Source organism: Micromonospora sp. NBC_00898, assembly GCF_045207895.1.
In the GTDB taxonomy this organism is placed as follows: Bacteria; Actinomycetota; Actinomycetes; order Mycobacteriales; family Micromonosporaceae; genus Micromonospora.
On the sequence record NZ_CP108775.1, the window covers coordinates 668693 to 692065 of the forward strand.

22 protein-coding genes are annotated in these 23373 nt (G+C 72.1%); 15 read left to right on the forward strand and 7 right to left on the reverse strand.

Translation table 11 applies throughout. The annotated features are described in order from the left end of the window. Positions 1 to 13: 13 nt before the first annotated feature. The 4 genes from zwf to tkt form a co-directional block, all read right to left on the reverse strand. On the reverse strand, positions 14 to 1564 hold the full coding sequence (gene zwf, locus OG799_RS03170) for a glucose-6-phosphate dehydrogenase (RefSeq protein WP_406042905.1): 1551 nt from the start codon (positions 1562 to 1564) through the stop codon (positions 14 to 16). Between the two features lie 2 nt (positions 1565 to 1566). Further along, positions 1567 to 3216, reverse strand: a complete 1650-nt coding sequence (locus tag OG799_RS03175; RefSeq protein ID WP_406042907.1) for a glucose-6-phosphate isomerase — start codon at positions 3214 to 3216, stop codon at positions 1567 to 1569. A gap of 73 nt (positions 3217 to 3289) precedes the next feature. Continuing rightward, the gene (gene tal, locus OG799_RS03180) at positions 3290 to 4468 is read right to left on the reverse strand and encodes a transaldolase (RefSeq protein WP_406042909.1); all 1179 of its coding nucleotides are present in this window, start codon (positions 4466 to 4468) and stop codon (positions 3290 to 3292) included. Positions 4469 to 4484: 16 nt separating this feature from the next. Further along, the gene (gene tkt / locus OG799_RS03185; protein ID WP_406042911.1) at positions 4485 to 6623 is read right to left on the reverse strand and encodes a transketolase; all 2139 of its coding nucleotides are present in this window, start codon (positions 6621 to 6623) and stop codon (positions 4485 to 4487) included. A gap of 268 nt (positions 6624 to 6891) precedes the next feature. Here tkt and OG799_RS03190 point away from each other — a divergent pair, with 268 nt between their 5' ends. The 3 genes from OG799_RS03190 to OG799_RS03200 all read left to right on the forward strand — a co-directional run bounded on the left by OG799_RS03190 (position 6892) and on the right by OG799_RS03200 (position 9368). Beyond that, a complete protein-coding gene (locus tag OG799_RS03190; protein ID WP_406042913.1) occupies positions 6892 to 7851 on the forward strand; it encodes a heme o synthase in 960 nt (319 codons plus the stop codon). 252 nt (positions 7852 to 8103) lie between these two features. Next, positions 8104 to 8439, forward strand: coding sequence for a hypothetical protein (locus tag OG799_RS03195; protein WP_089013506.1), 336 nt, complete (start codon positions 8104 to 8106; stop codon positions 8437 to 8439). Between the two features lie 8 nt (positions 8440 to 8447). Next, positions 8448 to 9368 (forward strand): RimK family alpha-L-glutamate ligase, encoded by a 921-nt coding sequence (locus OG799_RS03200; RefSeq protein WP_406046185.1) that lies wholly within the window; start codon positions 8448 to 8450, stop codon positions 9366 to 9368. Between the two features lie 85 nt (positions 9369 to 9453). On the opposite strand, the gene OG799_RS03205 is transcribed toward OG799_RS03200, so the two are convergent. After that, a complete protein-coding gene (locus OG799_RS03205) occupies positions 9454 to 10416 on the reverse strand; it encodes a COX15/CtaA family protein (RefSeq protein ID WP_406042915.1) in 963 nt (320 codons plus the stop codon). 194 nt (positions 10417 to 10610) lie between these two features. On the opposite strand from OG799_RS03205, the gene OG799_RS03210 reads away from it, so the two are divergent. The 11 genes from OG799_RS03210 to OG799_RS03260 all read left to right on the forward strand — a co-directional run bounded on the left by OG799_RS03210 (position 10611) and on the right by OG799_RS03260 (position 19776). Further along, positions 10611 to 11315, forward strand: a complete 705-nt coding sequence (locus OG799_RS03210; RefSeq protein WP_406046186.1) for a helix-turn-helix transcriptional regulator — start codon at positions 10611 to 10613, stop codon at positions 11313 to 11315. Next, the gene (gene sufB / locus OG799_RS03215) at positions 11312 to 12742 is read left to right on the forward strand and encodes a Fe-S cluster assembly protein SufB (protein WP_109944124.1); all 1431 of its coding nucleotides are present in this window, start codon (positions 11312 to 11314) and stop codon (positions 12740 to 12742) included. Before OG799_RS03210 ends, sufB begins: the two co-directional genes overlap by 4 nt. A gap of 88 nt (positions 12743 to 12830) precedes the next feature. Next, positions 12831 to 13973, forward strand: coding sequence for a Fe-S cluster assembly protein SufD (gene sufD, locus OG799_RS03220; protein WP_406042917.1), 1143 nt, complete (start codon positions 12831 to 12833; stop codon positions 13971 to 13973). Further along, positions 13973 to 14299: a non-heme iron oxygenase ferredoxin subunit gene (locus OG799_RS03225; RefSeq protein WP_406042919.1), complete on the forward strand. Its 327-nt coding sequence runs from the start codon at positions 13973 to 13975 to the stop codon at positions 14297 to 14299. The genes sufD and OG799_RS03225 overlap by 1 nt, the downstream gene beginning before the upstream one ends. Then, positions 14299 to 15072 (forward strand): Fe-S cluster assembly ATPase SufC, encoded by a 774-nt coding sequence (gene sufC, locus OG799_RS03230; RefSeq protein WP_406042921.1) that lies wholly within the window; start codon positions 14299 to 14301, stop codon positions 15070 to 15072. Before OG799_RS03225 ends, sufC begins: the two co-directional genes overlap by 1 nt. 23 nt (positions 15073 to 15095) lie before the next feature. Beyond that, the gene (locus tag OG799_RS03235) at positions 15096 to 16400 is read left to right on the forward strand and encodes a cysteine desulfurase (protein ID WP_406042923.1); all 1305 of its coding nucleotides are present in this window, start codon (positions 15096 to 15098) and stop codon (positions 16398 to 16400) included. Further along, entirely contained in the window at positions 16400 to 16876 is a 477-nt protein-coding gene (sufU, locus tag OG799_RS03240) for a Fe-S cluster assembly sulfur transfer protein SufU (RefSeq protein ID WP_406042925.1), read from the forward strand. The genes OG799_RS03235 and sufU overlap by 1 nt, the downstream gene beginning before the upstream one ends. After that, entirely contained in the window at positions 16873 to 17274 is a 402-nt protein-coding gene (locus tag OG799_RS03245) for a metal-sulfur cluster assembly factor (RefSeq protein ID WP_406042927.1), read from the forward strand. Before sufU ends, OG799_RS03245 begins: the two co-directional genes overlap by 4 nt. Before the next feature lie 162 nt (positions 17275 to 17436). Next, positions 17437 to 18036, forward strand: coding sequence for a TIGR03086 family metal-binding protein (locus OG799_RS03250; RefSeq protein WP_406042929.1), 600 nt, complete (start codon positions 17437 to 17439; stop codon positions 18034 to 18036). Between the two features lie 363 nt (positions 18037 to 18399). Beyond that, a complete protein-coding gene (locus tag OG799_RS03255; protein ID WP_406042931.1) occupies positions 18400 to 19035 on the forward strand; it encodes a LysE family transporter in 636 nt (211 codons plus the stop codon). Positions 19036 to 19113: 78 nt separating this feature from the next. Then, on the forward strand, positions 19114 to 19776 hold the full coding sequence (locus OG799_RS03260; protein ID WP_406042933.1) for an acVLRF1 family peptidyl-tRNA hydrolase: 663 nt from the start codon (positions 19114 to 19116) through the stop codon (positions 19774 to 19776). A gap of 206 nt (positions 19777 to 19982) precedes the next feature. Here OG799_RS03260 and OG799_RS03265 read toward each other — a convergent pair whose 3' ends face one another. Together OG799_RS03265 and OG799_RS03270 are read right to left on the reverse strand one after the other, a co-directional pair. Then, a complete protein-coding gene (locus tag OG799_RS03265; RefSeq protein WP_406042935.1) occupies positions 19983 to 20438 on the reverse strand; it encodes an NUDIX domain-containing protein in 456 nt (151 codons plus the stop codon). Between the two features lie 149 nt (positions 20439 to 20587). Then, positions 20588 to 21502: a neutral zinc metallopeptidase gene (locus tag OG799_RS03270; RefSeq protein ID WP_406046187.1), complete on the reverse strand. Its 915-nt coding sequence runs from the start codon at positions 21500 to 21502 to the stop codon at positions 20588 to 20590. A 247-nt stretch (positions 21503 to 21749) separates the two neighbouring features. Here OG799_RS03270 and OG799_RS03275 point away from each other — a divergent pair, with 247 nt between their 5' ends. Then, on the forward strand, positions 21750 to 23354 hold the full coding sequence (locus tag OG799_RS03275; RefSeq protein WP_406042937.1) for an ABC-F family ATP-binding cassette domain-containing protein: 1605 nt from the start codon (positions 21750 to 21752) through the stop codon (positions 23352 to 23354). Positions 23355 to 23373: the final 19 nt, after the last annotated feature.

Below are 23373 nucleotides of genomic sequence, written 5' to 3' on the forward strand. Positions count from 1 at the left end.
CAGCTCTGCTCGGTCATGCCCGCCGCCAGGCCCGGCCCTCGAGGGCCAGCATCTCGTCGGCCGCCCGCGGCCCCCACTCACCGGCCCGGTACGGCTCCGGCTTCGTACCCGCCCAGGCCTGCTCCAGGGGGTCCACCACCTGCCAGCTCTGCTCGACCTCGGCGGCGTCCGGGAAGAGGGTCCGGTCGCCGATCAGCACGTCCAGCACCAACCGCTCGTACGCCTCGGGGCTGGACTCGGTGAACGCCTCGCCGTACTGGAAGTCCATCGCGATGTCGCGGACCTCCATGGTGGTGCCGGGCACCTTCGAGCCGAACTTCAGCACCACGCCCTCGTCGGGCTGGACCCGGATGACGAGCTGGTTGGGGCCGAGCGACTCCATGTCCGCCGGGTTGAACGGCAGGTGCGGCGCCTTCTTGAACATGATGGCCACCTCGGTGACCCGCCGGGGCAACCGCTTGCCGGCCCGGATGTAGAAGGGCACCTCCGCCCAGCGGCGGTTCTGGATGCCGAGCCGGACGGCCACGTAGGTCTCCGTGGTGGAGTCCGCCGGCACGCCCTCCTCCTCCAGGTAGCCCACCGCGCGCTCGCCGCCGACCCAGCCGGGCAGGTACTGCCCTCGGACGGTGTCCCGGGCGACGTCCTTCGGCACGGTGATCGCCTTGAGCACCTTCAGCTTCTCGGTGCGGATCTCGTCGGCGTCGAAGCTGGTCGGCTCCTCCATCGCCACCAGGGCGAGGAGCTGGAGCAGGTGGTTCTGCAGCACGTCCCGGGCGGTGCCGACGGTGTCGTAGAAACCGGCCCGGGTGCCGATGCCGACGTCCTCGGCCATGGTGATCTGCACCGAGTCGACGTACTTGGAGTTCCACAGCGGCTCGAACAGGTTGTTGGCGAACCGCAGGGCGAGGATGTTCTGGACCGTCTCCTTGCCCAGGTAGTGGTCGATCCGGAAGACGTCCTGGCGGGTGAAGACGTCGTCGACCAGGTCGTTGAGCGCCTTCGCCGACGGCAGGTCGTTGCCGAACGGCTTCTCCACCACCACCCGGCGCCAGCCGCCGGACTTGGCGTTGTCCGCCATGCCGGTGCGGGCCAGTTGCTTGAGCACCACCGGGAAGGCCGCCGGGGGGATGGAGAAGTAGAAGGCGGCGTTGCCCGGGATGCCGTGGGTGTCGCGGAACTCGTCCAGGGTCGCGGCGAGGTGGTCGAACGCGGCGTCGTCGTCGAACGAGCCGCCGACGAACCTGATGTTGCCGGCGAGCCGGGCCCACACCTCCTCCCGCCACGGGGTCCGGGCGTGCTTCTTCGCCGCCTCGTGGGCCAGGGACTCGAAGTCCCCGTCGCCCCAGTCGCGGCGGGCGAAGCCCAGCACCACGAAGCCGGGCGGCAGCAGGCCCCGGTTGGCCAGGTCGTAGACCGCCGGCAACAGTTTCTTGCGCGCCAGGTCCCCGGTCACGCCGAAGATCACCAGAGCGCACGGCTCCGGGATCCGCGGCAGCCGCCGGTCCTGTGCGTCGCGCAGCGGGTTCACGCCGCCTCCTCGCTCCGCCTGGTTCACGTCATTCATCGTCACGTCCGTGTCCGTCCGGCCGCATCCAGCAGCTGGGCGACGCCCGCCGCCCGCTCGGTCAGGTGCAGTCGCAGCACCGGCCGCTCCCGGCCGGCCAGGGCCCGCCGGTCGCCGGCGGCCTGGGCCGCCTGAAGCTCTCCGAAGGTGTACGGGCGCCCCGGGACCAGCAGGTCCTCGGTGACCGCGCCGGTCACCTGAAGGTAGCTGCCGACCTGCGGGCCGCCCTTGTGGTACTGCCCGGTCGAGTGCAGGAAGCGCGGCCCCCACCCGAAGGTCACCGGCCGGCCGGCCGCCTCCGCGAGCAGCGGGCGCAGCCCGGCCACCGCCGCGTCGGCCCGCCGGTCGAGGTACGCCATGACCGCCAGGTACCCGTCGTCGCCCAGTCCGTCGAGCAGCCACCGCAGCACGCCGGCCAGGTCGCCCGGGGCGGCCGGCGGCGCGTACACCTCGACGGCGCCCTCGACGAACGACGGCGTCTCCGCCGGCGGACCCGAGGCGAGGATCCGGGCGGTGTTCTCCTTGCTCTCGGTGACGTTCGGCTGGTCGAACGGGTCGACCCCGAGCACCACGCAGGCGATCGCGGTGGCGTACTCCCAGGTCAGGAAGTGCGCGCCGAGCGGGCCGTTGACCGCCACGTCGGGGGTGCCCCCCGCGCCGGGCACGTCCCCGGCGGTCAGCGCCCCGCCGTACGACACGGTCAGCACGTCGGGGCCGGCGGCGCCCGGCGCCCCCGGGGACTCCACCACCACCGGCAGGATGCCGACCCCGGCCTTGCCGGTCGACTCGGCGAGCAGCTGCTCCGCCCAGTCGCCCAGCCCGTCGATGCCGGTGCCGTCGCCGACCAGGGCGACCTTGTCGCGGCCGGTGGTGGCCGCCGCGGCCAGGGCCACCCCCAGCGCCAGGCCCGGGTTGTCCCGGTCCCGGCCCAGTGACCCCGCCAGCGCCTCGGCCTCGTCGAGCAGCTCCAGCACCTCGGCCCCGGCCAGCGCGGCCGGGACCAACCCGAACGCGGTCAGCGCCGAGTACCGGCCACCCACCTCGGGGTCGGCGAAGATGGTGACCACGCCCATCTCGGCGGCGGTGTCCGCGAGCGGCGAGCCCGGGTCGGTGACCACCACGAAGTGCCGGGCGGCCTCCGCGTCCGTCATGCCGGCGTCGAGGAAGGCCTGCCAGTAGGCGCGGCGGTGGCTGTCGGCCTCCACCGTCGAGCCCGACTTGCTGGAGATCACCACGACGGTCCGCTCCAGCCGGTCGGCCAGCGCCGCCCGGACCTGACCCGGGTCGGTGGTGTCCAGCACGGTCAGCGGCCGGCCCAGCGTCCGGGCGATCACCTCGGGGGCGAGCGACGAGCCACCCATCCCGGCGAGCACCACGTGGTCCAGGTCGGCCAGCTCCGCGGTCAGCTCGGCGAGCTGGGGGAGGAGCTCCCGGCTGCGCAGGTGGGTGTCCAGCCAGCCGAGGCGGGCCTTCGCCGTCGCCTCGGCCTCCGGACCCCACAGCGTCGGGTCCCTCCCGGCCAGCGCGGCGGGCACCCCCCGGGCCACCAGGGCGTCGCGCACCGACGCGGGCGCGGACCGGTCGACCGCGTCCGCGCCGTACACGGCCAGCCCGGCGGCCGCATCCGCCAGGCCGGCCAGCAGGTCGCTCACGTCGCCACCCCACGAGGTACGGCGACGGCGTGGAGCACCCCGGGCCGGCCCGGGGCGCGTCCGGCGCCGTTCGTCACGCGTTGCCCCCGGCCCGCTCGGCGGCCCGGGCGCTGCCCTTGGCGGCCCGACCCGGCTTGCCGGCGCCCTTCGCCGCCTCGGTCAGCGACTTCTTGACGCCGTCGAGCAGCTCCAGCCAGCTCGCCTCGAACTTCTCCACGCCCTCGCGCTCCAGCGTGGCGATCACGTCGGCCATGTCGACGCCGGCCGCCTCGAGGTCGGTGAAGACCTTGCGGGCCTCGTCGTACGAGCTGGTGATGGTGTCGGCCCGGGTCTCCCCGTGGTCGGCGTAGGCGTGGATGACCGACTCCGGCATGGTGTTGACCGTGCCGGGGGCGATCAGCTCCTCGACGTAGATGACGTCCCGGTAGTCCGGGTTCTTCGTCGAGGTGGAGGCCCACAGCGGGCGCTGCGGGTGGGCGCCGGCGTCGGCCAGGGCCTGCCACCGGTCGGAGCCGAAGACCTCGCAGTACCGCTCGTACGCCAGCCGGGCGTTGGCGACGGCGGCCTTGCCGCGCAGCGCCTTCGCCTGGTCGGAGCCGATCTTCTCCAGCCGCTTGTCCACCTCGGTGTCGACCCGGGAGACGAAGAACGACGCCACCGAGCCGATCTTGGACAGGTCGTGGCCGTTCGCCTTCGCCTGCTCCAGGCCGGCGAGGAACGCCTCCATCACCGCCGAGTAGCGGTCCAGCCCGAAGATCAGCGTCACGTTGACGCTGATCCCCTGGGCGAGGGTGGCGGTGATCGCCGGCAGGCCCGCCTCGGTGGCCGGGATCTTGATGAAGAGGTTGGGCCGGTCGATCAGCCACCACAGCGCCCCGGCCTCCGCGACGGTCTTCTCCGCCTCGTGGGCCAGCCGCGGGTCCACCTCGATGGAGACCCGGCCGTCCACCCCGGCGGACGCGTCGTACGCCGGGCGCATCACGTCGCAGGCCCAGCGCACGTCGTACGTGGTGAGCATGCGGACGGACTCCTCGACGTCCACCCCACGGATGGCGAGGTCCTTCAGTTGCCAGTTGTACTCGTCCGCGTCGCTCAGCGCCTTCGCGAAGATGGTCGGGTTGGACGTGACCCCCACCAGGTGCTTCTCCCGGCGCAGCTGGTCCAGTCCGCCGGAACTCAGTCGGGTCCTCGAAAGATCGTCGAGCCAGATCGCCACACCCGCGGCGCTGAGCTCACCCAGCCTGTCCGTCATGCCGTCCACGCTCCCCTCAGTTACCGGTCGTGTTACCGGTGATGTCGCCCACCCGGGTCAGCGCCGCGTGCGCCGCGGCCACGATCCGGTCGGGGGTGAACCCGAACTGCTCGAAGAGCACGGTGTGCGGGGCACTCGCGCCGTAGTGCTCCAGGCTCACGGTCTCGCCGCAGTCGCCGACGATCCCGCGCCAGGACATGGCGATGCCCGCCTCCACGCTCACCCGTGCCTTTACCCCGCGTGGCAGGACCGACTCCCGGTAGGCCTCGTCCTGCTCGAAGAACCACTCCTGGCAGGGCATGGAGACGACCCGGGTCGGCGTGCCGTCGGCCTCCAGCCGCTCCCGGGCGGTGAGGCAGAGCTGCACCTCGGAACCGGTGCCGACGATGATCACCTGCGGCTTGCCGGTGGACGCCTCGGCCAGCACGTAGCCGCCCTTGGCGACGCCCTCCGCGCCCGCCAGGGCGTTCCGGTCCAGGGTCGGCAGCGGCTGCCGGCTCAGCGCCAGCGCGGTCGGCCGGTCGGTGTGCTCCAGCGCCTGCCGCCACGCCCACGCGGTCTCGTTGGCGTCGGCCGGGCGGACCACGTCCAGGCCGGGGATGGCCCGCAGCGCAGTCAGGTGCTCCACCGGCTGGTGGGTGGGGCCGTCCTCGCCGAGGCCGATCGAGTCGTGCGTCCAGACGTAGACCACCGGCAGCCTCATCAGCGCGGCGAGTCGGACGGACGGGCGCATGTAGTCGCTGAACACCAGGAACGTGCCGCCGTAGGGGCGGGTGCCGCCGTGCAGGGCGATGCCGTTGAGGATCGCGCCCATGGCGTGCTCACGGATGCCGAAGTGCAGCGTGCGGCCGTACTCGTCGCCCGGGAAGTCCTTGGTCGCGTGCACCGCCGGGATGAAGGACGGCTCGCCCTTCATCGTGGTGTTGTTGCTCTCCGCCAGGTCGGCCGAGCCGCCCCAGAGCTCCGGCAGCACCGGGGCGAGCGCCTCCAGGACCTTGCCGGAGGCGGCCCGGGTGGCCACGCCCTTGGCGTCGGCGGGGAAGGTCGGCAGCGCCTCCGTCCAGCCCTGCGGCAGCACCCGGCCGGCCATCCGGTCGTAGAGCGCCTTGCGCTCCGGGTTGGCCCCGGCCCAGGCGTCGAAGGCCGTCGTCCACGCCTGCTGGGCCTGCGTGCCGCGTTCCATGACCTGGCGGGCGTGCCCGAGGACCTCCTCGTCGACCTGGAAGGTCTGCTGCGGGTCGAAGCCGAGGATCTCCTTGGTGGCCTTCACCTCGTCGGCGCCGAGCGCCGAGCCGTGGATCTTGCCGGTGTTCTTCTTGTTCGGCGCGGGCCAGCCGATGATGGTGCGCAGCGCGATGAAGGAGGGGCGGCCGGTCTCGGCCTTCGCCGCCACCAGCGCCTGGTACAGCGCCTCGACGTCCTCGTGGTAGTCGCCCTGGTCGGCGTCGCCGCGGCGCCAGTCCACCGTCTGCACGTGCCAGCCGTACGCCTCGTAGCGGGCCGCGACGTCCTCGCTCTTGGCGATCCGGGTGTCGTCCTCGATGGAGATCTCGTTGTCGTCGTAGATCACCGTGAGGTTGCCGAGCTGCTGGTGGCCGGCGAGCGAGCTGACCTCGTGGGAGATGCCCTCCTCGATGTCGCCGTCGGACGCGATGCACCAGATGTCGTGGTCGAAGACCGACTCGCCGCGCTCCGACTCCGGGTCGAAGAGGCCGCGCTCGCGCCGGGCCGCCATCGCCATGCCGACCGCGTTGCCCAGGCCCTGGCCGAGCGGCCCGGTGGTGGTCTCCACGCCCGGCGTGTGCCCGTGCTCCGGGTGACCCGGGGTGAGCGAGCCCCACTGCCGCAGGGACTTCAGGTCCGCCAGGGCCAGCGGGTAGCCGGAGAGGAAGAGCTGGATGTAGAGGGTCAGGCTGGAGTGCCCGGCGGAGAGCACGAAGCGGTCCCGCCCCGGCCAGTTCGGGTCGGCCGGGTTGTGCCGCATGACCCGGTTGAAGAGCAGGTACGCCGCCGGGGCCAGGCTCATCGCCGTGCCCGGGTGGCCGTTGCCGGATTTCTCCACGGCGTCCATGGCCAGCACGCGGACCGTGTCGACGGCCCTGCGGTCGAGGTCGGACCAGTTGAGAGCGGGAAGCTCGGGTCGGTTGGCAGCCACGATGGTTGTGCTCCTCGGCAGATGGGCGGAACCCTCACTGATGACCCTATCGAGCGGCCCTAAACCTGCGCCCGGGGATCTCTGCATGCCGGTCTGTACGTCTCCGACCGGATCGGTCGTTCAATGCCCACTGTGACGACCCGCACCGTTGTCGGGTCCGCCGGGCAGCCAAAACGACGACGCGTAGTCTGTGGGGCGGTGTGTGGACCCCGGACGGGGCCCGGGCCGACCCGATCTCCCCCCTGCCGACGCCGGAAGGTGGCAATCCGTGAGCATGATCACTGAGCGCCCCGTCAGCAACTCTGCCGGGCAACCGCCGGTGCGCACGGTGGGGGAGGCGTCGGCGACCGGCCGGCGGGACGTGCGGGCGGTGGTGTCGGCGTACGTGGCGCTGACCAAGCCGCGGATTGTCGAGCTGCTGCTGGTCACCACCGTGCCGGCGATGATGCTCGCCGGCGGGGGCATGCCGTCACTCTGGCTGGTCGCCGTGGTGCTGGTCGGCGGCTCGCTCGCCGCCGGCGCGGCCAGCGTCCTCAACTGCTACATCGACCGGGACATCGACCAGCTGATGCGGCGCACCAAGCGCCGTCCGCTGCCGGCGCACACCGTGACGCCCCGCAACGCGCTGGTCTTCGGGCTGGTGCTGGCGGTGGTCTCGGTCGCCCTGATGGCCGCCGCCACCAACTGGCTGGCCGCCGGGCTGACCCTGGCGGCGATCGCCTACTACGACCTCGTCTACACGCTCTGGCTGAAGCGGACCACCGCCGCCAACACCTTCTGGGGCGGGGCGTGCGGGGCGGCGCCGGTGCTGATCGGCTGGGCCGCGGTCACCGGCTCGCTGGCCCCCGCCGCGTGGGGCCTGTTCGCGGTGGTCTTCTTCTGGCAGATGCCGCACTTCTACGCGCTGGCCATCAAGTACAAGGCCGACTACGCCCGGGCGGGCATCCCGATGCTGCCGGTGGTGGCCTCGGTGCGCCGGGTCAACGCCGAGATCATCATCTTCTCCTGGCTGACCCTGCTCTCCTCGCTGGCCGTCTGGCCGCTGGGGATGAGCCCGATCTACGGCGTCACCGCGCTGGTGGTGGGTGGCATCTTCGTGGTCGAGGCGCACAAGCTGTGCCGGCGGGCGGCGCGTGGCGAGGCGGTCAAGCCGATGCGGCTGTTCCACTGGTCGACCACGTACCTCACGATCCTCTTCGCGGCCGTCGCGCTCGACGCGCTGATCTGACCCCAGCCCCGGCACTCACCGGAGTGGATGACCTCTCGCAGGTCACGGAATTCATCAGAATTTTTTTCGCCCTGAGTTCGGTGACTCAAGCCGGACAGAACGTGACTATCCCCCCTGCCCGTTTCGCCCCGACTTAGCAGGACATGTCAGGGCGAATCACCTGTGGTCTTCCTTAAACCCGTAGGTAATTGGCATCACAAATTGTTCATGGTTCTCGCACATGGGGGTGGAAGTCTGCTTAGGCTTCGCGTCATGGCAGATGGTTCCGATACGACGCTGACGGCTCAGCAGGCCGCACCGGAGCAGGCCCCCAACGGTCTGGTTTCGGGCATCAAGTCGTTCGCCGCCGGGCACGGCGGGGCGAAGGCGGTCATCGAGTACGTCGGCAAGCGCGGTGCGCGGATCGTCCTCGTGGGTGAGGACGGGGCGTGGGCCGACCAGTTCGCGGACGGCACCGATGTCGCGCGGCAGGCCTGCGCCAAGGCGGGAGTCACCGTAGAGAACGCCTGGGAGCGTGAACTGATGGACCAGATGCGCCCGAGCAACGACCTCTGGCGGTCGATGGCACGGCGCACGATGGCCCGTTGACAGATAAATTGATCAATCACCACCAGTCGGCCCGGGGGGAACCCCGGGTCGCTCTCGTCACCTGCGACCGGCTCGTCGACCTCGACCCGGACGACCGGCTCGTGCTCGCGCCGCTGGGCGCCCGAGGCGTCCACGCCGACATCGCGGTCTGGGACGACCCGGCCGTCGACTGGGCGGGGTACGACCTGGTCGTGCTCCGGTCGCCCTGGGACTACGCGTTGCGCCGCGACGAGTTCGTCGCCTGGGCGCGAACGGTGCCGCGCCTGGTCAACCCGGCCGACGTGGTCGCCTGGAACACCGACAAGCGCTACCTGGCCGAGCTCTCCGCGGCCGGCGTGCCGACGGTGCCCACCTCGTGGGTCGAGCCCGGGCGGTCCTGGGCCCCGCCCGCCCAGCGCGGCGAGTACGTGATCAAGCCGGCGGTCAGCGCCGGCAGCCAGGACACCGGCCGCTACGACCTCGCCGACCCGGAGCACCGGGAGCTGGCCGTACGGCACGTACGGCGGCTCTCCGACGCCGGGCGGGTCACCATGGTGCAGCCGTACCTGGAGGCGGTGGACGCGGTCGGGGAGACCGCGCTGCTCTTCCTGGCCGGCCGGGACGGTCTGCGGTTCAGCCACGCGATCCGCAAGGGCGCGATGCTGACCGGCCCGGATCTGGGCGTGGACGGGCTGTACAAGCCCGAGGAGATCGCCGCCCGGACGGCCACGCCCGAGCAGCTGGCCGTTGCCGAGCGGACGCTCGCCGTGGTGCCGGGCGGCCGTGACCGGCTGCTCTACGCCCGGGTGGACCTCATCCCGGGCGCGGACGGCTCGCCCGTCCTGGTGGAGCTGGAGCTGACCGAGCCGTCGCTCTTCATCGGCTACGCCGACGGCGCCCCCGACCGACTGGCCGAGGCGATCGTCACCCACCTGGCCCGCCCCGCCTGACCCGGCACGGGTGCGTCTCTTTCAGGGAAACTGCGCGGATCTTGGCCGCGACGCGGCCGGGGTGCGGGCGGCGCGGGGCGGGGGGTCAGGCGGTGGCGGGGACCGGCTGGTCGGTGCGGAGCGTGTCCGGGGCCGGCGCGACCGGCTGGCGCTCGCGGGTCGACCAGAGCACCGCCAGGGTGGCCAGCAGGACCAGGCAGGAGCCGAGCATGTGCGCGGCGACCAGCACCGCCGGCAGGTGGGTGAAGTACTGCACGAAGCCGATCAGGCCCTGCCCCAGCTCCACCGCCACCAGCACCGCGGCGGCCCGGGTGGCCCGCGCCGCGCCGACCGCCCGGAAGGCGAACAGCAGCGCGACCGAGAGGCCGATGAGCAGGAAGACGCCGTCGGCGTGCACCTGGGAGATCGCCTGGGGGTCCAGGCTGTTGCGGGCGGCGCCCTGGTCTCCGGCGTGCGGGCCGCTGCCGGTCACCCAGGTGCCGACCACCAGTACCGCCGCGCCGACCAGCGTGGTGAGCAGCGCGAGGGTGCGCAGCGGGCCGGGCACGGTGGGGGTCGTCGGCCCGTCCGGCTCGACGGTCCGCCGCCAGAGCGCGTACGCGGCGGCGATGACCAGCATCGAGGCGAGGAAGTGCAGCCCGACCACCCACGGGTTGAGGTTGGTCAGCACGGTGATCCCGCCGATCACGGCCTGCGCCGGGATGCCGAGGAAGACCGCGACCGCCAGCGGCAGCAGCCCGCGCGGGCGGGGCCGCCGCGCCAGCACGGCGAGCAGCACGGCGAGCGCGATGATGCCGACCGCGAAGGTGAGCAGCCGGTTGCTGAACTCGATCACTCCGTGCACGCCCATCTCGGCGGTCGTGTGGTACGACGCGTCGGTGCACCGGGGCCAGGTGGGGCAGCCGAGGCCGGAGGCGGTGAGCCGGACGGCCCCGCCGGTGACCACGATCGCGACGTTCGCGATGATCGAGGCGTACGCGAGGCGGCGCAGCAGCGAGGCGGAGACCGGGAACCGGACGGAAGGCTTCACGGAGCGAATCCTACGCACCGTAGTTGACCCCGATCAGGTGACTCGGCGGGGCCGGTGGTCGGGATCACCGGGACCCGGGTTTGCGGGCCTCCGATGAATTACGTAACGTTGGCGTTGTGAAAAACGCGGCGGAGCTCTCCGGGCACCTGCCGGCGACCGCTCCGGTCGCCGGCGACGGCTCCAGGTCGCGGCGCGGCGTCAGACGCGCCGAGCTGGAGTTGTCGCAGGCCGCGTCCGATCCTTCCACCCGGGACCGGGTCACCCAGCTCCTGTTGGAGCGGGGGGCGACCACCGCCGCGCAGCTGGGTTCGGCGCTCGGGCTCAGCCCGGCGGCGATCCGCCGGCACCTCGACGCGATGCTCGCCGACGGCGACGTGCTCGCCCGCGAGCAGACGGTGCGGGGCAGCCGCGGTCGGGGTCGCCCGGCCAAGGTGTTCGTGCTGACCGACGCGGCCCGGGTCCGCTGCGGCACCCACCACTACGACAACATCGCCACCGCCGCGCTGCGCTGGATCGCCAGCAACGGCGGTTCGGACGCTGTGGAGGCGTTCGCCGCCGACCAGGTGGCCGCCCTGGAGGACCGCTGCCGGGCCGCCATGGAGGACGCCGGCGACGACCCCCTCGCGCGGGCGGAGGCGCTCGCCGGGGCGCTGACCGCCGAGGGTTACGCTGCCAACGCGTCCACGATCGCCTCCGGCGGCCAGCTGTGTCAGCACCACTGCCCGGTGGCGCACGTGGCCGCCGAGTTCCCCCAGCTGTGCGAGGCCGAGACCGCGGTGATCTCCCGTCTGATCGGCACCCACGTGCAGCGCCTGGCGACCATCGCGCACGGCGACGGGGTGTGCACCACGCACATCCCGGCCCAGCCGCGTGCCCAGTCCGGTAACACCGTCACCACTGTGAGGACAGATAGATGACCGAGCAGATCGTCCAGCCCCTGACCCAGGAGGAGCAGCTCGCCGCCCTCGGTCGCTACGAGTACGGCTGGGCCGACTCCGACGTCGCCGGGGCCGCCGCTCAGCGTGGCCTGAACGAGGCGGTGGTGCGGGACATCTCGGCGAAGAAGAACGAGCCGGCCTGGATGCTCGACCTGCGCCTGAAGGGCCTGCGGCTGTTCGGCCGCAAGCCGATGCCGGCCTGGGGCGCGGACCTCACCGGGATCGACTTCGACAACATCAAGTACTTCGTGCGGTCCACCGAGAAGCAGGCCACCAGCTGGGAGGACCTGCCGGAGGACATCAAGAACACCTACGACCGGCTGGGCATCCCGGAGGCGGAGAAGCAGCGGCTGGTCGCCGGCGTCGCGGCGCAGTACGAGTCCGAGGTGGTCTACCACAAGATCCGCGAGGACCTCGAGGAGCAGGGTGTCATCTTCCTGGACACCGACACCGCCCTCAAGGAGCACGAGGACATCTTCAAGGAGTACTTCGGCACGGTGATCCCGGTCGGCGACAACAAGTTCGCCGCGCTGAACACCTCCGTGTGGTCCGGTGGCTCGTTCATCTACGTGCCGAAGGGCGTGCACGTGGAGATCCCGCTGCAGGCCTACTTCCGGATCAACACGGAGAACATGGGCCAGTTCGAGCGGACGCTGATCATCGTCGACGAGGGTGCGTACGTGCACTACGTCGAGGGCTGCACCGCGCCGCTGTACTCCTCCGACTCGCTGCACAGCGCCGTCGTGGAGATCATCGTCAAGAAGAACGCCCGCTGCCGTTACACGACCATCCAGAACTGGTCGAACAACGTCTACAACCTGGTCACCAAGCGCGCCGTCTGCCACGAGGGCGCGACCATGGAGTGGGTCGACGGCAACATCGGCTCCAAGGTCACCATGAAGTACCCGGCGGTCTACATGACCGGCGAGCACGCCAAGGGCGAGGTGCTCTCGGTGGCCATGGCCGGCGAGGGCCAGCACCAGGACGCGGGCGCCAAGATGGTGCACGCCGCGCCGCACACCTCCTCGACCATCGTGTCGAAGTCGATCGCCCGTGGTGGCGGCCGCACCTCGTACCGCGGTCTGGTGCAGGTGCTGGAGGGTTCGCACAGCAGCCGGAGCACGGTCAAGTGCGACGCGCTGCTGGTCGACACCATCTCCCGCTCGGACACCTACCCGTACGTCGACATCCGCGAGGACGACGTGTCGATGGGGCACGAGGCGACCGTCTCCAAGATCAGCGACGACCAGCTCTTCTACCTGATGAGCCGGGGCCTGAGCGAGGACGAGGCGATGGCGATGATCGTGCGTGGCTTCATCGAGCCGATCGCCAAGGAGCTCCCGATGGAGTACGCCCTGGAGCTCAACCGCCTGATCGAGCTCCAGATGGAGGGCGCGGTCGGCTGACGCCGTCCACGTTGCGGCGGGCCGTGCCTGGCTCGGCCCGCCCTCCGCTTCAACTGACACCGTCGTCGCAGAACAGACCAAGGAAGAGATGACTACCCAGGCTTCCGCGCCGCCCAGCACCAAGTCGCAGGCGCTCCGCTCGTACGACGTCGCCGACTTCCCGGCCCTCACCGGCATGGAGGAGGACTGGCGGTTCACCCCGCTCAAGCGCCTGCGCGGCCTGGTCGGTGGGGCGCAGGCCGCGACCGGCACGGTCCGGCACGAGTACGGCGACCTGCCCGCCGGCGTCACCGTCTCCCGGATCGGCACGGACGACCCGCGGGTGGGCAGCGTGCTCACCCCGGTCGACCGGGTCAGCGCGCTGGCCTACGGCGGCACCGAGCAGGCGCTGCTGGTGTCGGTGGATCCCTCGGCCGTGGTTGCGGCGCCGGTGAGCCTGCGGGTGGTCGGCGAGGGCGCCGAGGGCGTGGCGTTCGGGCACACCTTCGTCGAGGTGGGCCGGTTCGCCGAGGTGACCCTGGTGCTGGAGCACGCCGGCTCCACGACCCTCGCCGACAACGTCGAGGTGGCGGTGGCCGACGGGGCGAAGCTGACCCTGGTGACCATCGCCGACTGGGCCGACGACGCCGTGCAGGCCCAGCACCTGAAGGTCAAGCTCGGCCGGGACGCCAAGGTGATCCACGTCCAGGTCAGCCTGGGCGGCGACCTGGTCCGGCAGTACACCAGCGTGGAATACACCGGGCGCGGCGGCGAGGCCGAGCTGTACGGCGTCTACTTCGCCGACTCCGGCCAGCACCTGGAGCACCGGCAGCTGGTCGACCACACCGTGCCGGACTGCCGCAGCTACGTCGGCTACCGGGGCGCCCTGCAGGGGGAGAGCGCGCACACCGTCTGGGTGGGCGACGTGCTGATCCGGGCCGAGGCGACCGGCACCGACACGTACGAGATCAACCGGAACCTGCTGCTCACCGACGGCGCCCGGGCGGACTCCGTACCCAATCTGGAGATCGAGACCGGCGAGATCGCCGGCGCCGGCCACGCGAGCGCGACCGGCCGCTTCGACGACGAGCAGCTGTTCTACCTGATGGCCCGGGGCATCCCGGAGGGTGAGGCGCGCCGCCTGGTGGTCCGCGGCTTCTTCGCCGAGCTGATCAACAAGATCCCGGTCGAGGAGCTGCGCGAGCGGCTGGGCGACGCGATCGAGGCGCGGCTTACCAAGGCCGGCGCCTGATGATCAAGATCTGTTCGACCGAGGACGTGCCGAAGGGCACCGTGATCAGCGCCGACGTCGACGGCACGCAGCTCGCCATCGTGCACGGCGAAGACGACCAGTTCTACGCCGTGTACGACGAGTGCTCGCACGCCGCCGTCGCCCTCTCCGAGGGGGAGGTCGAGGGGTGCACGCTGGAATGCTGGCTGCACGGATCCCGTTTCGACCTACGGACGGGTGAGCCCACGGGGCTCCCCGCCACCGAACCTGTTCCCGTCTATCCCGTCGAAGTCCGCGACGGCGACATCTACGTCAGCCTGACGCCGAGCAATGGAGTGACCCGATAATGAGCACCCTGGAGATCCGCGACCTGAAGGTGTCGGTCAAGCTGCCCGAGGGTGAGCTCAAGCCGATCCTGGCCGGTGTCGACCTGACCGTGAAGTCGGGGGAGACCCACGCGATCATGGGCCCGAACGGCTCCGGCAAGTCCACCCTGGCGTACTCGATCGCCGGTCACCCGAAGTACGAGATCACCGGCGGCTCGGTGACCCTCGACGGCTCCGACGTGCTGGCCATGTCCGTCGACGAGCGGGCCCGCGCCGGCCTCTTCCTGGCCATGCAGTACCCGGTCGAGGTCCCCGGCGTCTCGGTCGCCAACTTCCTGCGCACCGCCAAGACCGCCATCGACGGCGAGGCCCCGAAGCTGCGCACCTGGGCCGGCGAACTGCGCGGCGCCATGGAGAAGCTCCAGATGGACCCGGCGTTCGCCCAGCGCAACGTCAACGAGGGCTTCTCCGGCGGCGAGAAGAAGCGGCACGAGATCGTGCAGCTGGAGCTGCTCAAGCCGAAGATCGCGATCCTCGACGAGACCGACTCCGGCCTCGACGTGGACGCGCTGCGCGTGGTCAGCGAGGGCGTCAACCGGGTCCGCGACACCGGCGACACCGGCCTGCTGCTGATCACCCACTACACCCGGATCCTGCGCTACATCAAGCCCGACTTCGTGCACGTCTTCGTGGCCGGCCGGATCGTCGAGCAGGGCGGCCCGGAGCTGGCCGACAAGCTCGAGGACGAGGGCTACGAGCGGTACGTCGCCGGAGCCGGCGCCGCGCGGGCCTGACACGAACGACAGGGGCCGCTGAGATGACCACCATCGCCATCCCCGAGGGGATGCCGCAGTACGACGACGTGCCGCGTTTCGACGTGGCCACGGTGCGCGCCGACTTCCCGATCCTCGACCGGGAGGTCAACGGGCACCGGCTGGTCTATCTCGACAGCGCCAACACCGCGCACAAGCCGCGGCAGGTGCTCGACGTGCTCGCCGAGCACTACGCCACGCACAACGCCAACGTGTCGCGCTCGGTGCACACCCTGGGCACCGAGGCGACCGAGGCGTACGAGGGCGCGCGGGCGAAGATCGCCGCGTTCATCAACGCGCCGAGCGTGGACGAGGTGGTGTTCACCAAGAACTCCACCGAGGCGATCAACATTGTGGCGTACGCGTTCTCGAACGCGTCTCTGCGGCCCGACGCGGACCCGCGGTTCCGGCTCGGTCCGGGCGACGAGATCGTGATCTCCGAGATGGAGCACCACTCGAACATCGTCCCGTGGCAGCTGCTGGCCGAGCGGACCGGCGCGACCCTGCGCTGGTTCCCGGTCACCGACAACGGCCGGCTGGACGAGTCGGGGCTCGAGGAGCTGGTCACCGAGCGGACGAAGATCGTCTCGCTGGTGCACACGTCGAACGTCCTCGGCACGGTCAACGCCACCTCCCGGATCACCCAGCGGGTCCGCGAGGTGGGCGCCCTGTTACTGCTCGACTGCTCCCAGTCGGTGCCGCACATGCCGATGGACGTGGTCGACTACGACGCCGACTTCATCGTCTTCACCGGCCACAAGATGTGCGGCCCGACCGGTGTCGGCGTGCTCTGGGGCCGTGGCGAGCTGCTCGCCGCGATGCCTCCGGTGATGGGTGGCGGCTCGATGATCGAGACGGTCACCATGGCCCGGTCCACCTTCGCCGCGCCGCCGGCCCGGTTCGAGGCGGGCACCCCGCCGATCGCCGAGGCGGTCGCGCTCGGCGCGGCGGTGGACTACCTCAGCGGCATCGGCATGCGGGCCATCCAGTGGCACGAGAAGGAGCTGACCGCGTACGCGCTGGACGCCCTCGCCACGGTCCCCGGGCTGCGGATCTTCGGTCCCAACGTGCCGGTCGGGCGGGGCGGGACGATCTCCTTCGCGCTCGGCGACATCCATCCGCACGACGTGGGGCAGGTCCTCGACTCGCTCGGCGTGCAGGTGCGGGTGGGGCACCACTGCGCGAAGCCGGTGTGCACCCGGTTCGGCGTTCCGGCCATGACGCGGGCGTCGTTCTACCTGTACACCACGACCGAGGAGATCGACGCGCTGGTGGCCGGTCTCGAGCAGGTGCGGAAGGTGTTCGACTGATGCAGCTCGACCAGCTCTACCAGGAGATCATCCTGGATCACTACAAGCACCCGCACGGCCGTGGCCTGCGGGACGCGGCGGACGCGGTCGCCCGGGTCGGCGAGGCGCATCACGTCAACCCGACCTGCGGTGACGAGATCACCGTGCGGGTGGCGACCGACGGCAAGGTGTTCACCGACATCTCGTACGACGGGATGGGCTGCTCGATCAGCCAGGCGTCGGCGAGCGTGCTGCACGAGCTGCTGCGCGGCCGGGCGACGGACGACGCCGCCACGGTGCACGAGGCGTTCGTCGAGTTGATGTCCGGGCGTGGCCAGGTCACGCCGGACGAAGAGGTGCTCGGAGACGGGGTGGCGTTCGCGGGTGTCGCGCGCTACCCGGCCCGGGTCAAGTGCGCGCTGCTGTCGTGGATGGCGTTCAAGGATGCCGCGGCACGCGCCGGCGTGGGCGTGAGCCCTACGGAGGTGAAGGCATGAGTTCTGAGGAGACCACCGGCACGTCGGCCGGCGCTGTGGCGGAGGCCGGCGCGGCGCTGGCGGCGACCGGCGGCAAGGCCGCCGTCGCCGACATCGAGGAGGCGATGAAGGACGTCGTCGACCCCGAGCTGGGCATCAACGTGGTCGACCTGGGCCTCGTGTACGGCGTGCACGTCGACGACGAGAACGTGGCCACGTTGGACATGACGCTCACCTCGGCGGCCTGCCCGCTCACCGACGTGATCGAGGACCAGGCCCGGCAGGCGCTGACCACCGGCCCCGGCGGGGGACTGGTCAGCGACATCCGGATCAACTGGGTCTGGCTGCCGCCATGGGGGCCGGACAAGATCACCGACGAGGGTCGGGATCAGCTCCGTTCCCTCGGCTTCAACGTCTGATCGGCTGCGCTCGATGCGTTTCCGGGCCGGCCGGCGTCGCCAAAGACTTTAGCGGAACGGAGCGTTCCGCTCTGCTAAGCCGATCTCGGGCGGAGCGAAGTGTTCCGTTCCACTCGGCGGGCCGCCGGCCCGTCGAGGGCGTCGGCAGGGAGGGTCGGAACGATGAGCGAGATCGCAACCAGGCAGTGGCGGACCGTGCTCGACGAGGCGCACGGCGCGCTGCGGACGGTGGTCGAGGGGGTCGCGGCCGACGCCTGGGAGCGGCCCACGCCATGTGACGGGTGGACGGTCACCCAGGTGCTCCAGCACGCGGTCGGCGACCAGATCGCCTACGCGGCCGCGATCGTCGGTGGGCCGGGGCCGGCGGAGGATCCGTTCTCGCCCTCCGGCCGGATCGACGGAGACAGGACGGCCGGACTGCGCGACGCGCTCGACGCGTCGGCCGGGGCCTTCGCGGGGATCGCCGACGACGACTCCGAGGTGCCCACCCCGCTGCCGCAGGGCAAACTGCCGGCCCCCGTCGGCGCCGGCGCGTGCGCCCTCGACGCCGCGGTGCACGCCTTGGACATCGCGGTGGCCACCGGCCAGCCGTCTCCGCTCACCGACGGGCTGGCCCGACCGCTGCTGGCGGTCGCCTGCCAGATCGTCGAGCCGCTGCGCGCCTACGGCGCCTACGCCGCGGCGATCGAGCCCGCCGCCGACGCCGACGACGTGGCCCGCCTCCTGACCTACCTCGGCCGCCGGCCCACCTGGTCCGCCTGACGGTGTCGGGTCGCGGAGCGCCCGACTCCGCGACCCGGCCCCGCGTGCCCTTCCGCCGGGCCCCGCCCCGCCCTCCGCCGCGGTGATCATCTGCGGCTCGCGGGCCTGGCACGCCGGGTGGAAGGGCCGAGGACATCAGACGATCTTGTCGGGCCGGCCGCCGGCCAGCGTCCGGCACGCCATGGTTCCCGGCGGGACCGGGCCGGGCCCGGGACGGAAATCCGCTTCCGTCGCCGGGCGGGCGTGGCCACAATGGCCCGGTGACCGATCTCCGCACCCGCCCTGTTGTCCCCGTCCACGCCGTCGTCGGCGGTGGGCGACAGCAGCCGGCAATTGTCGAGAGGTGGTCCGGGCCCGCCCGCCATGGGTGACGCCCTCCTCGCCGGCCTGGTGGCCGGCTACGGCGTCGCCATCCCGGTCGGCGCCATCGCGATCCTCATCCTCGGCCTCAGCGCCCATACCTCGTTCCGGGTCGGGGCTGCCGCGGCGCTGGCGGTGGCTACCGCCGACGGGCTCTACGCGGCCGTCGCGGCGATCGGTGGCGCGGGACTGGCAGGCGTCATCGCCCCGGTCGCCGGACCACTGCGGGTCGCTGCCGCGCTGGTGCTGCTCGGGCTCGCCGCCCACGGGCTGCGCTCCGCCTGGCGCGCCCGCCGACCGGACGCCGGGCCCGCGCCGGTGCGCGCCGGCGCCGGGCTCACCACCCCGGCCCGGGCCTTCGTCGGCGTACTCGGACTGACCCTGCTGAATCCGACCACCGTGCTCTACTTCGCGGCGCTGGTGCTCGGCCGGCGGGACGCGGCCGACCCGGACGCCGCCACCGCGGCGCTCTTCGTCGCGGGCGCCTTCCTGGCCTCGGCGAGCTGGCAACTGCTCGTCGCGGGTGGCGGCACGCTGATCGGCCGGGCACTGGCCGGACCCCGTGGCCGGCTGGTCACCGGGCTGGTCTCCAGCGCGCTCATCGCCGCCCTGGCCGTGGCCACGTTGCTACCTGGCTGAGCCCGGACCACCTGGGCCGGCGGGGCGGCGGCCCGCCCGGGCGACCCGGCGGGTCCCGCCGTGCCGTACGGTCGGATCATGAGCAGCCGACCCGCAGCAGGGGGCGGCCGGTGGGTCGAGGTCGACCCGGCCCGCGTCGCCCGCTGGGTCGAGGGCTTCGCCGAGCGGCACGGCCCGCCCACCACCACCACCATCGAGGCGTACGGCCTGCTGCTCGCCGCCCCCGACGGCGCGACGGCCGAGCTGCACACGCCGCCCGGCGCGCCGGCCGCGGCCGACGTGCCCGGCTTCGTGGCCGCGGCCGCCGCGCCGCGCCGGCTCGGCCTGCTGCTGGCCCGCAAGGGCGCCGTGGCGGTCGGCGTCGCCGCGGGGGAGGAGCTGGTGGTATCCAAGGTGGACACCCGGTACGTACAGGGGCGGACCGCCGCGGGCGGATGGTCCCAGCAGCGCTTCGCCCGGCGCCGGGACAACCAGGCGAAGGCGGCGCTGGCCGATGCGGTGGAGCTCGCCGGCCGGCTGCTGCTGCCGGCGGCGGCGACGCTGAGCGCCCTGGTCTGCGGCGGGGACCGTCGGGCGGTGGACATCGTGCTCTCCGAGCGACGGCTCGCGCCGCTGGCCGCGCTGCGCGCCGAGCGGCTCCTCGACGTCCCGGAGCCCCGGCACGCGGTGCTGGTCGGGGCGGTCGCCGCCGCCCGGGCGGTGCACATCCTGATCCGCGACCCGGAACCCGTGGGCGGCTGAACCGGCCGACTGCCGGAGCAGCGTGACCGCCGGGCCGGCCCCGGTACCACCAACGTCACGGCCCCGACCAGCGCGAGCACACCCGTCGGGACGGCGGATCGGCGAGGCCGCGCTGTGGGCCGGGTCCACCCCGGTCGAGGGCGGTGCCGCCTCGTCGGACGTGCCCTGGCGGACGGACCCGTCGGGTCGGGCGGGGCGGCGGCCGGTCAGGCGGTCAAATTCCGGTCGAGGTGGAGCCGGTCCAGGAACTCGTCCTGTTGGTCGGCGAGGCGGGCGGCAAGGGGGAGCGGGATGAAGCGGCAGGCGAAGCGCAGCCCGCCGTCCTTGCCGTCGCCGGCGACCCGGTGTGTCCACGGCCCGACCGGGCGGTCCGGCACGTCGAGCTGGATGTAGGTGGTGCGGCGCGGCTGCCCGGTCACCGGATGCGGGTGGTCGCTGACCCCCAGCTCGGCGACCGGCCGGGCGGCGGTCAGCCCGGTCTCCTCGGCGACCTCCCGGACCGCCGCGTCGGCCGGTGTCTCGCCCGGCTCCAGCCCACCCGCCGGCACCTGGGTGCCGGCCTCGGGAAAGTCGACGTGGTCGAAGACGAGCAGCTCGGGCCCGGCCGCTCTCCACCGGATCACATAGGCGGCGACCCGGAGGCGCGGCGGGGAAACGGTCACCGGTCGATTCTCTGCGGCGCGGGCCCCAGCGCGCCGCCCGTGGCACCCCATGACGCCGCCCGGCGACGAGGGACCCCGGCGGGGTGGGCTCGCCACCCGGTCGCCGGGGTCCTCGTCGTCGTGCCGCCGAACGCGGCCGGGGGCGCGTCCTACAGGGTGCCGCCGAAGGTGTCGCAGGCCTTCGGGTCGCCGGTGGAGTAGCCCTTGGTGAACCACTGCTGGCGCTGCTCGGAGGTGCCGTGGGTGAACTCGTCCGGGTTCACCGGCCGGCCGGAGCGCTTCTGGATCGCGTCGTCACCGATCTTCTCGGCGGTGTCGATCGCCTGCTGGATGTCCTGATCCGTGATGCTCTTGAAGATCTTCTGGCCCTGCGCGTCCGAGGTGCCGGTGGCGTTCTTGGCCCAGGCGCCGGCGTAGCAGTCGGCCTGCAGTTCCAGCTTCACCGACAGCGCGTTGGCGTTGTTCGGGTCGCGCTGCTGCTGGCGGCGCATCTGCGCCTCGGTGCCGAGCAGGTCCTGCACGTGGTGGCCGTACTCATGGGCCAGCACGTACGGCTGGGCGAACTCACCCTCGGCGCCGAGCTGGTCGGCGAGCAGCTTGTAGAAGGTGAGGTCGATGTAGACCAGGTCGTCGGCCGGGCAGTAGAACGGGCCGACGCCGGAGTCGGCCTGGCCGCAGCCGGTGTTGACGCCCTGGCTGAAGAAGACGGTCTTGGACGTCTTGTACTGTTCGCCGAAGACCTCCGGCAGGGCCTTGGTCCAGTACGCCTGGATCGAGTTGACGTACAGGGTGTTGCGGCAGTCGAGCTGCTCCAGCGCGTCCTGCGCGGAGCACTTCTGCTGCAGCGAGGTGTTGTCGCCCTGCTGCGAGCCGCCGCCGTCGTTCATCGCGTTCAGCCCGAAGCCGCCGCCGACCAGCGCGACGAGGACGGCGATGATGATGCCGACGATGCCACCGCGTCCGCCGCCGATCGGGATCGGAATGCCCATCCCGCCGCCTCCGCCGGACCCTCGCCGATCGTCCACCTGGCTGGTGTCGATCTGCGCGTTCTCGTTCAGCTCCATGTTGACCCCGATCACCGAATTATCCGTTTTGGTGGTTGCGGTACCGGACCGGGTCCGGACGGCACTTTCGGTACCCGATGATCTTGCCTGGTAATCCGGGCGGGGTGCCGCGGGCAGCCCGGTACACTTGGCGGGTGCTGCGCTGCGAAGGCTGAACGGCCCCGCGCCGACGGGAACACCCAACCCGCCGGCGCTTTCGCGTGCCCTGAGTCAGCCCTTCCGGAACCCCGAGAGCGAGTACCCCGAAATGATCACTGCCACCGGCCTGGAACTGCGCGCCGGTTCCCGGATCCTGCTGTCCGACACCACCCTGCGGGTGCAGCCGGGCGACCGGATCGGTCTGGTCGGCCGCAACGGCGCCGGCAAGACCACCACGCTGAAGGTGCTGGCCGGCGAGGGCCAGCCGTACGGCGGGCAGATCGACCGGCGCAGCGCGATCGGCTACCTGCCGCAGGACCCGCGCACCGGTGACCTGGAGGTCACCGGGCGGGACCGGGTGCTCTCCGCCCGCGGCCTCGACGTGCTGATGGCGCAGATGAAGGAGCTGGAGGCGAAGCTCGCCGAGGACACCGACGAGAAGCTGGTCCGCCGCTACGGCGCGCTGGAGGACCAGTTCGCCGCCCTGGGCGGGTACGCCGCCGAGGCCGAGGCGGCCCGGATCTGCGCCAACCTCGGGCTGCCCGACCGGGCCCTCGCGCAGACCATCGGCACCCTCTCCGGCGGTCAGCGCCGCCGCATCGAGCTGGCCCGGATCCTGTTCCGCGACGCCGGTGAGAACGGCGGCGGCATCCTGCTCCTCGACGAGCCCACCAACCACCTCGACGCCGACTCGATCACCTGGCTGCGCGGCTTTCTCGCCAACCACAAGGGCGGCCTCATCGTGATCTCCCACGACGGCTCGCTGCTGGAGTCGGTGGTCAACAAGGTCTGGTTCCTCGACGCCACCCGCTCGGTGGTCGACGCCTACAACCTGGGCTGGAAGGCGTACCTGGAGGCGCGGGAGACCGACGAGCGGCGCCGCCGCCGGGAGCGGGCCAACGCCGAGAAGAAGGCCGGCGCGCTGATGGCCCAGGCCGACAAGATGCGGGCCAAGGCCACCAAGACGGTCGCCGCGCAGAACATGGCCCGCCGCGCGGAGAAGCTGATCTCCGGCCTGGAGGAGGTGCGCCACGCCGACAAGGTGGCCAAGGTGCGCTTCCCGACCCCGGCCCCGTGCGGCAAGACCCCGCTCACCGCGACCGGCCTGTCCAAGTCGTACGGGTCGTTGGAGATCTTCACCGACGTCAACGTGGCGGTGGACCGTGGCTCCCGGGTGGCCATCCTCGGCCTCAACGGCGCCGGCAAGACCACCCTGCTGCGGATGCTCGGCGGACTGCTGGAGCCGGACACCGGCGAGGTGCACGCCGGGCACGGGCTACGGCTGGGGTACTACGCCCAGGAGCACGAGACCCTCGACGTGGACCGCACGATCCTGGAGCACATGCGCAGCGCAGCCAGCGACCAGACCGACACCGACCTGCGCAAGATCCTCGGTGCGTTCCTCTTCTCCGGCGAGGACGTCGACAAGCCGGCCGGAGTCCTCTCCGGCGGGGAGAAGACCCGGCTGGCGCTGGCCACCCTGGTCTGCTCCGGAGCGAACGTGCTGCTGCTCGACGAGCCGACCAACAACCTCGACCCGGTCAGCCGCGAGCAGGTGCTCGACGCGATCGCCCGCTACCCCGGCGCGATCGTGCTGGTCACCCACGACCCCGGCGCGGTCCTGGCGCTCAAACCCGACCGGGCGATCCTGCTCCCGGACGGCGACGAGGACGCCTGGAGCGACGACCTCCTCGAACTCGTCGAACTGGCCTGACCCCGACCAAGGGCCCGCC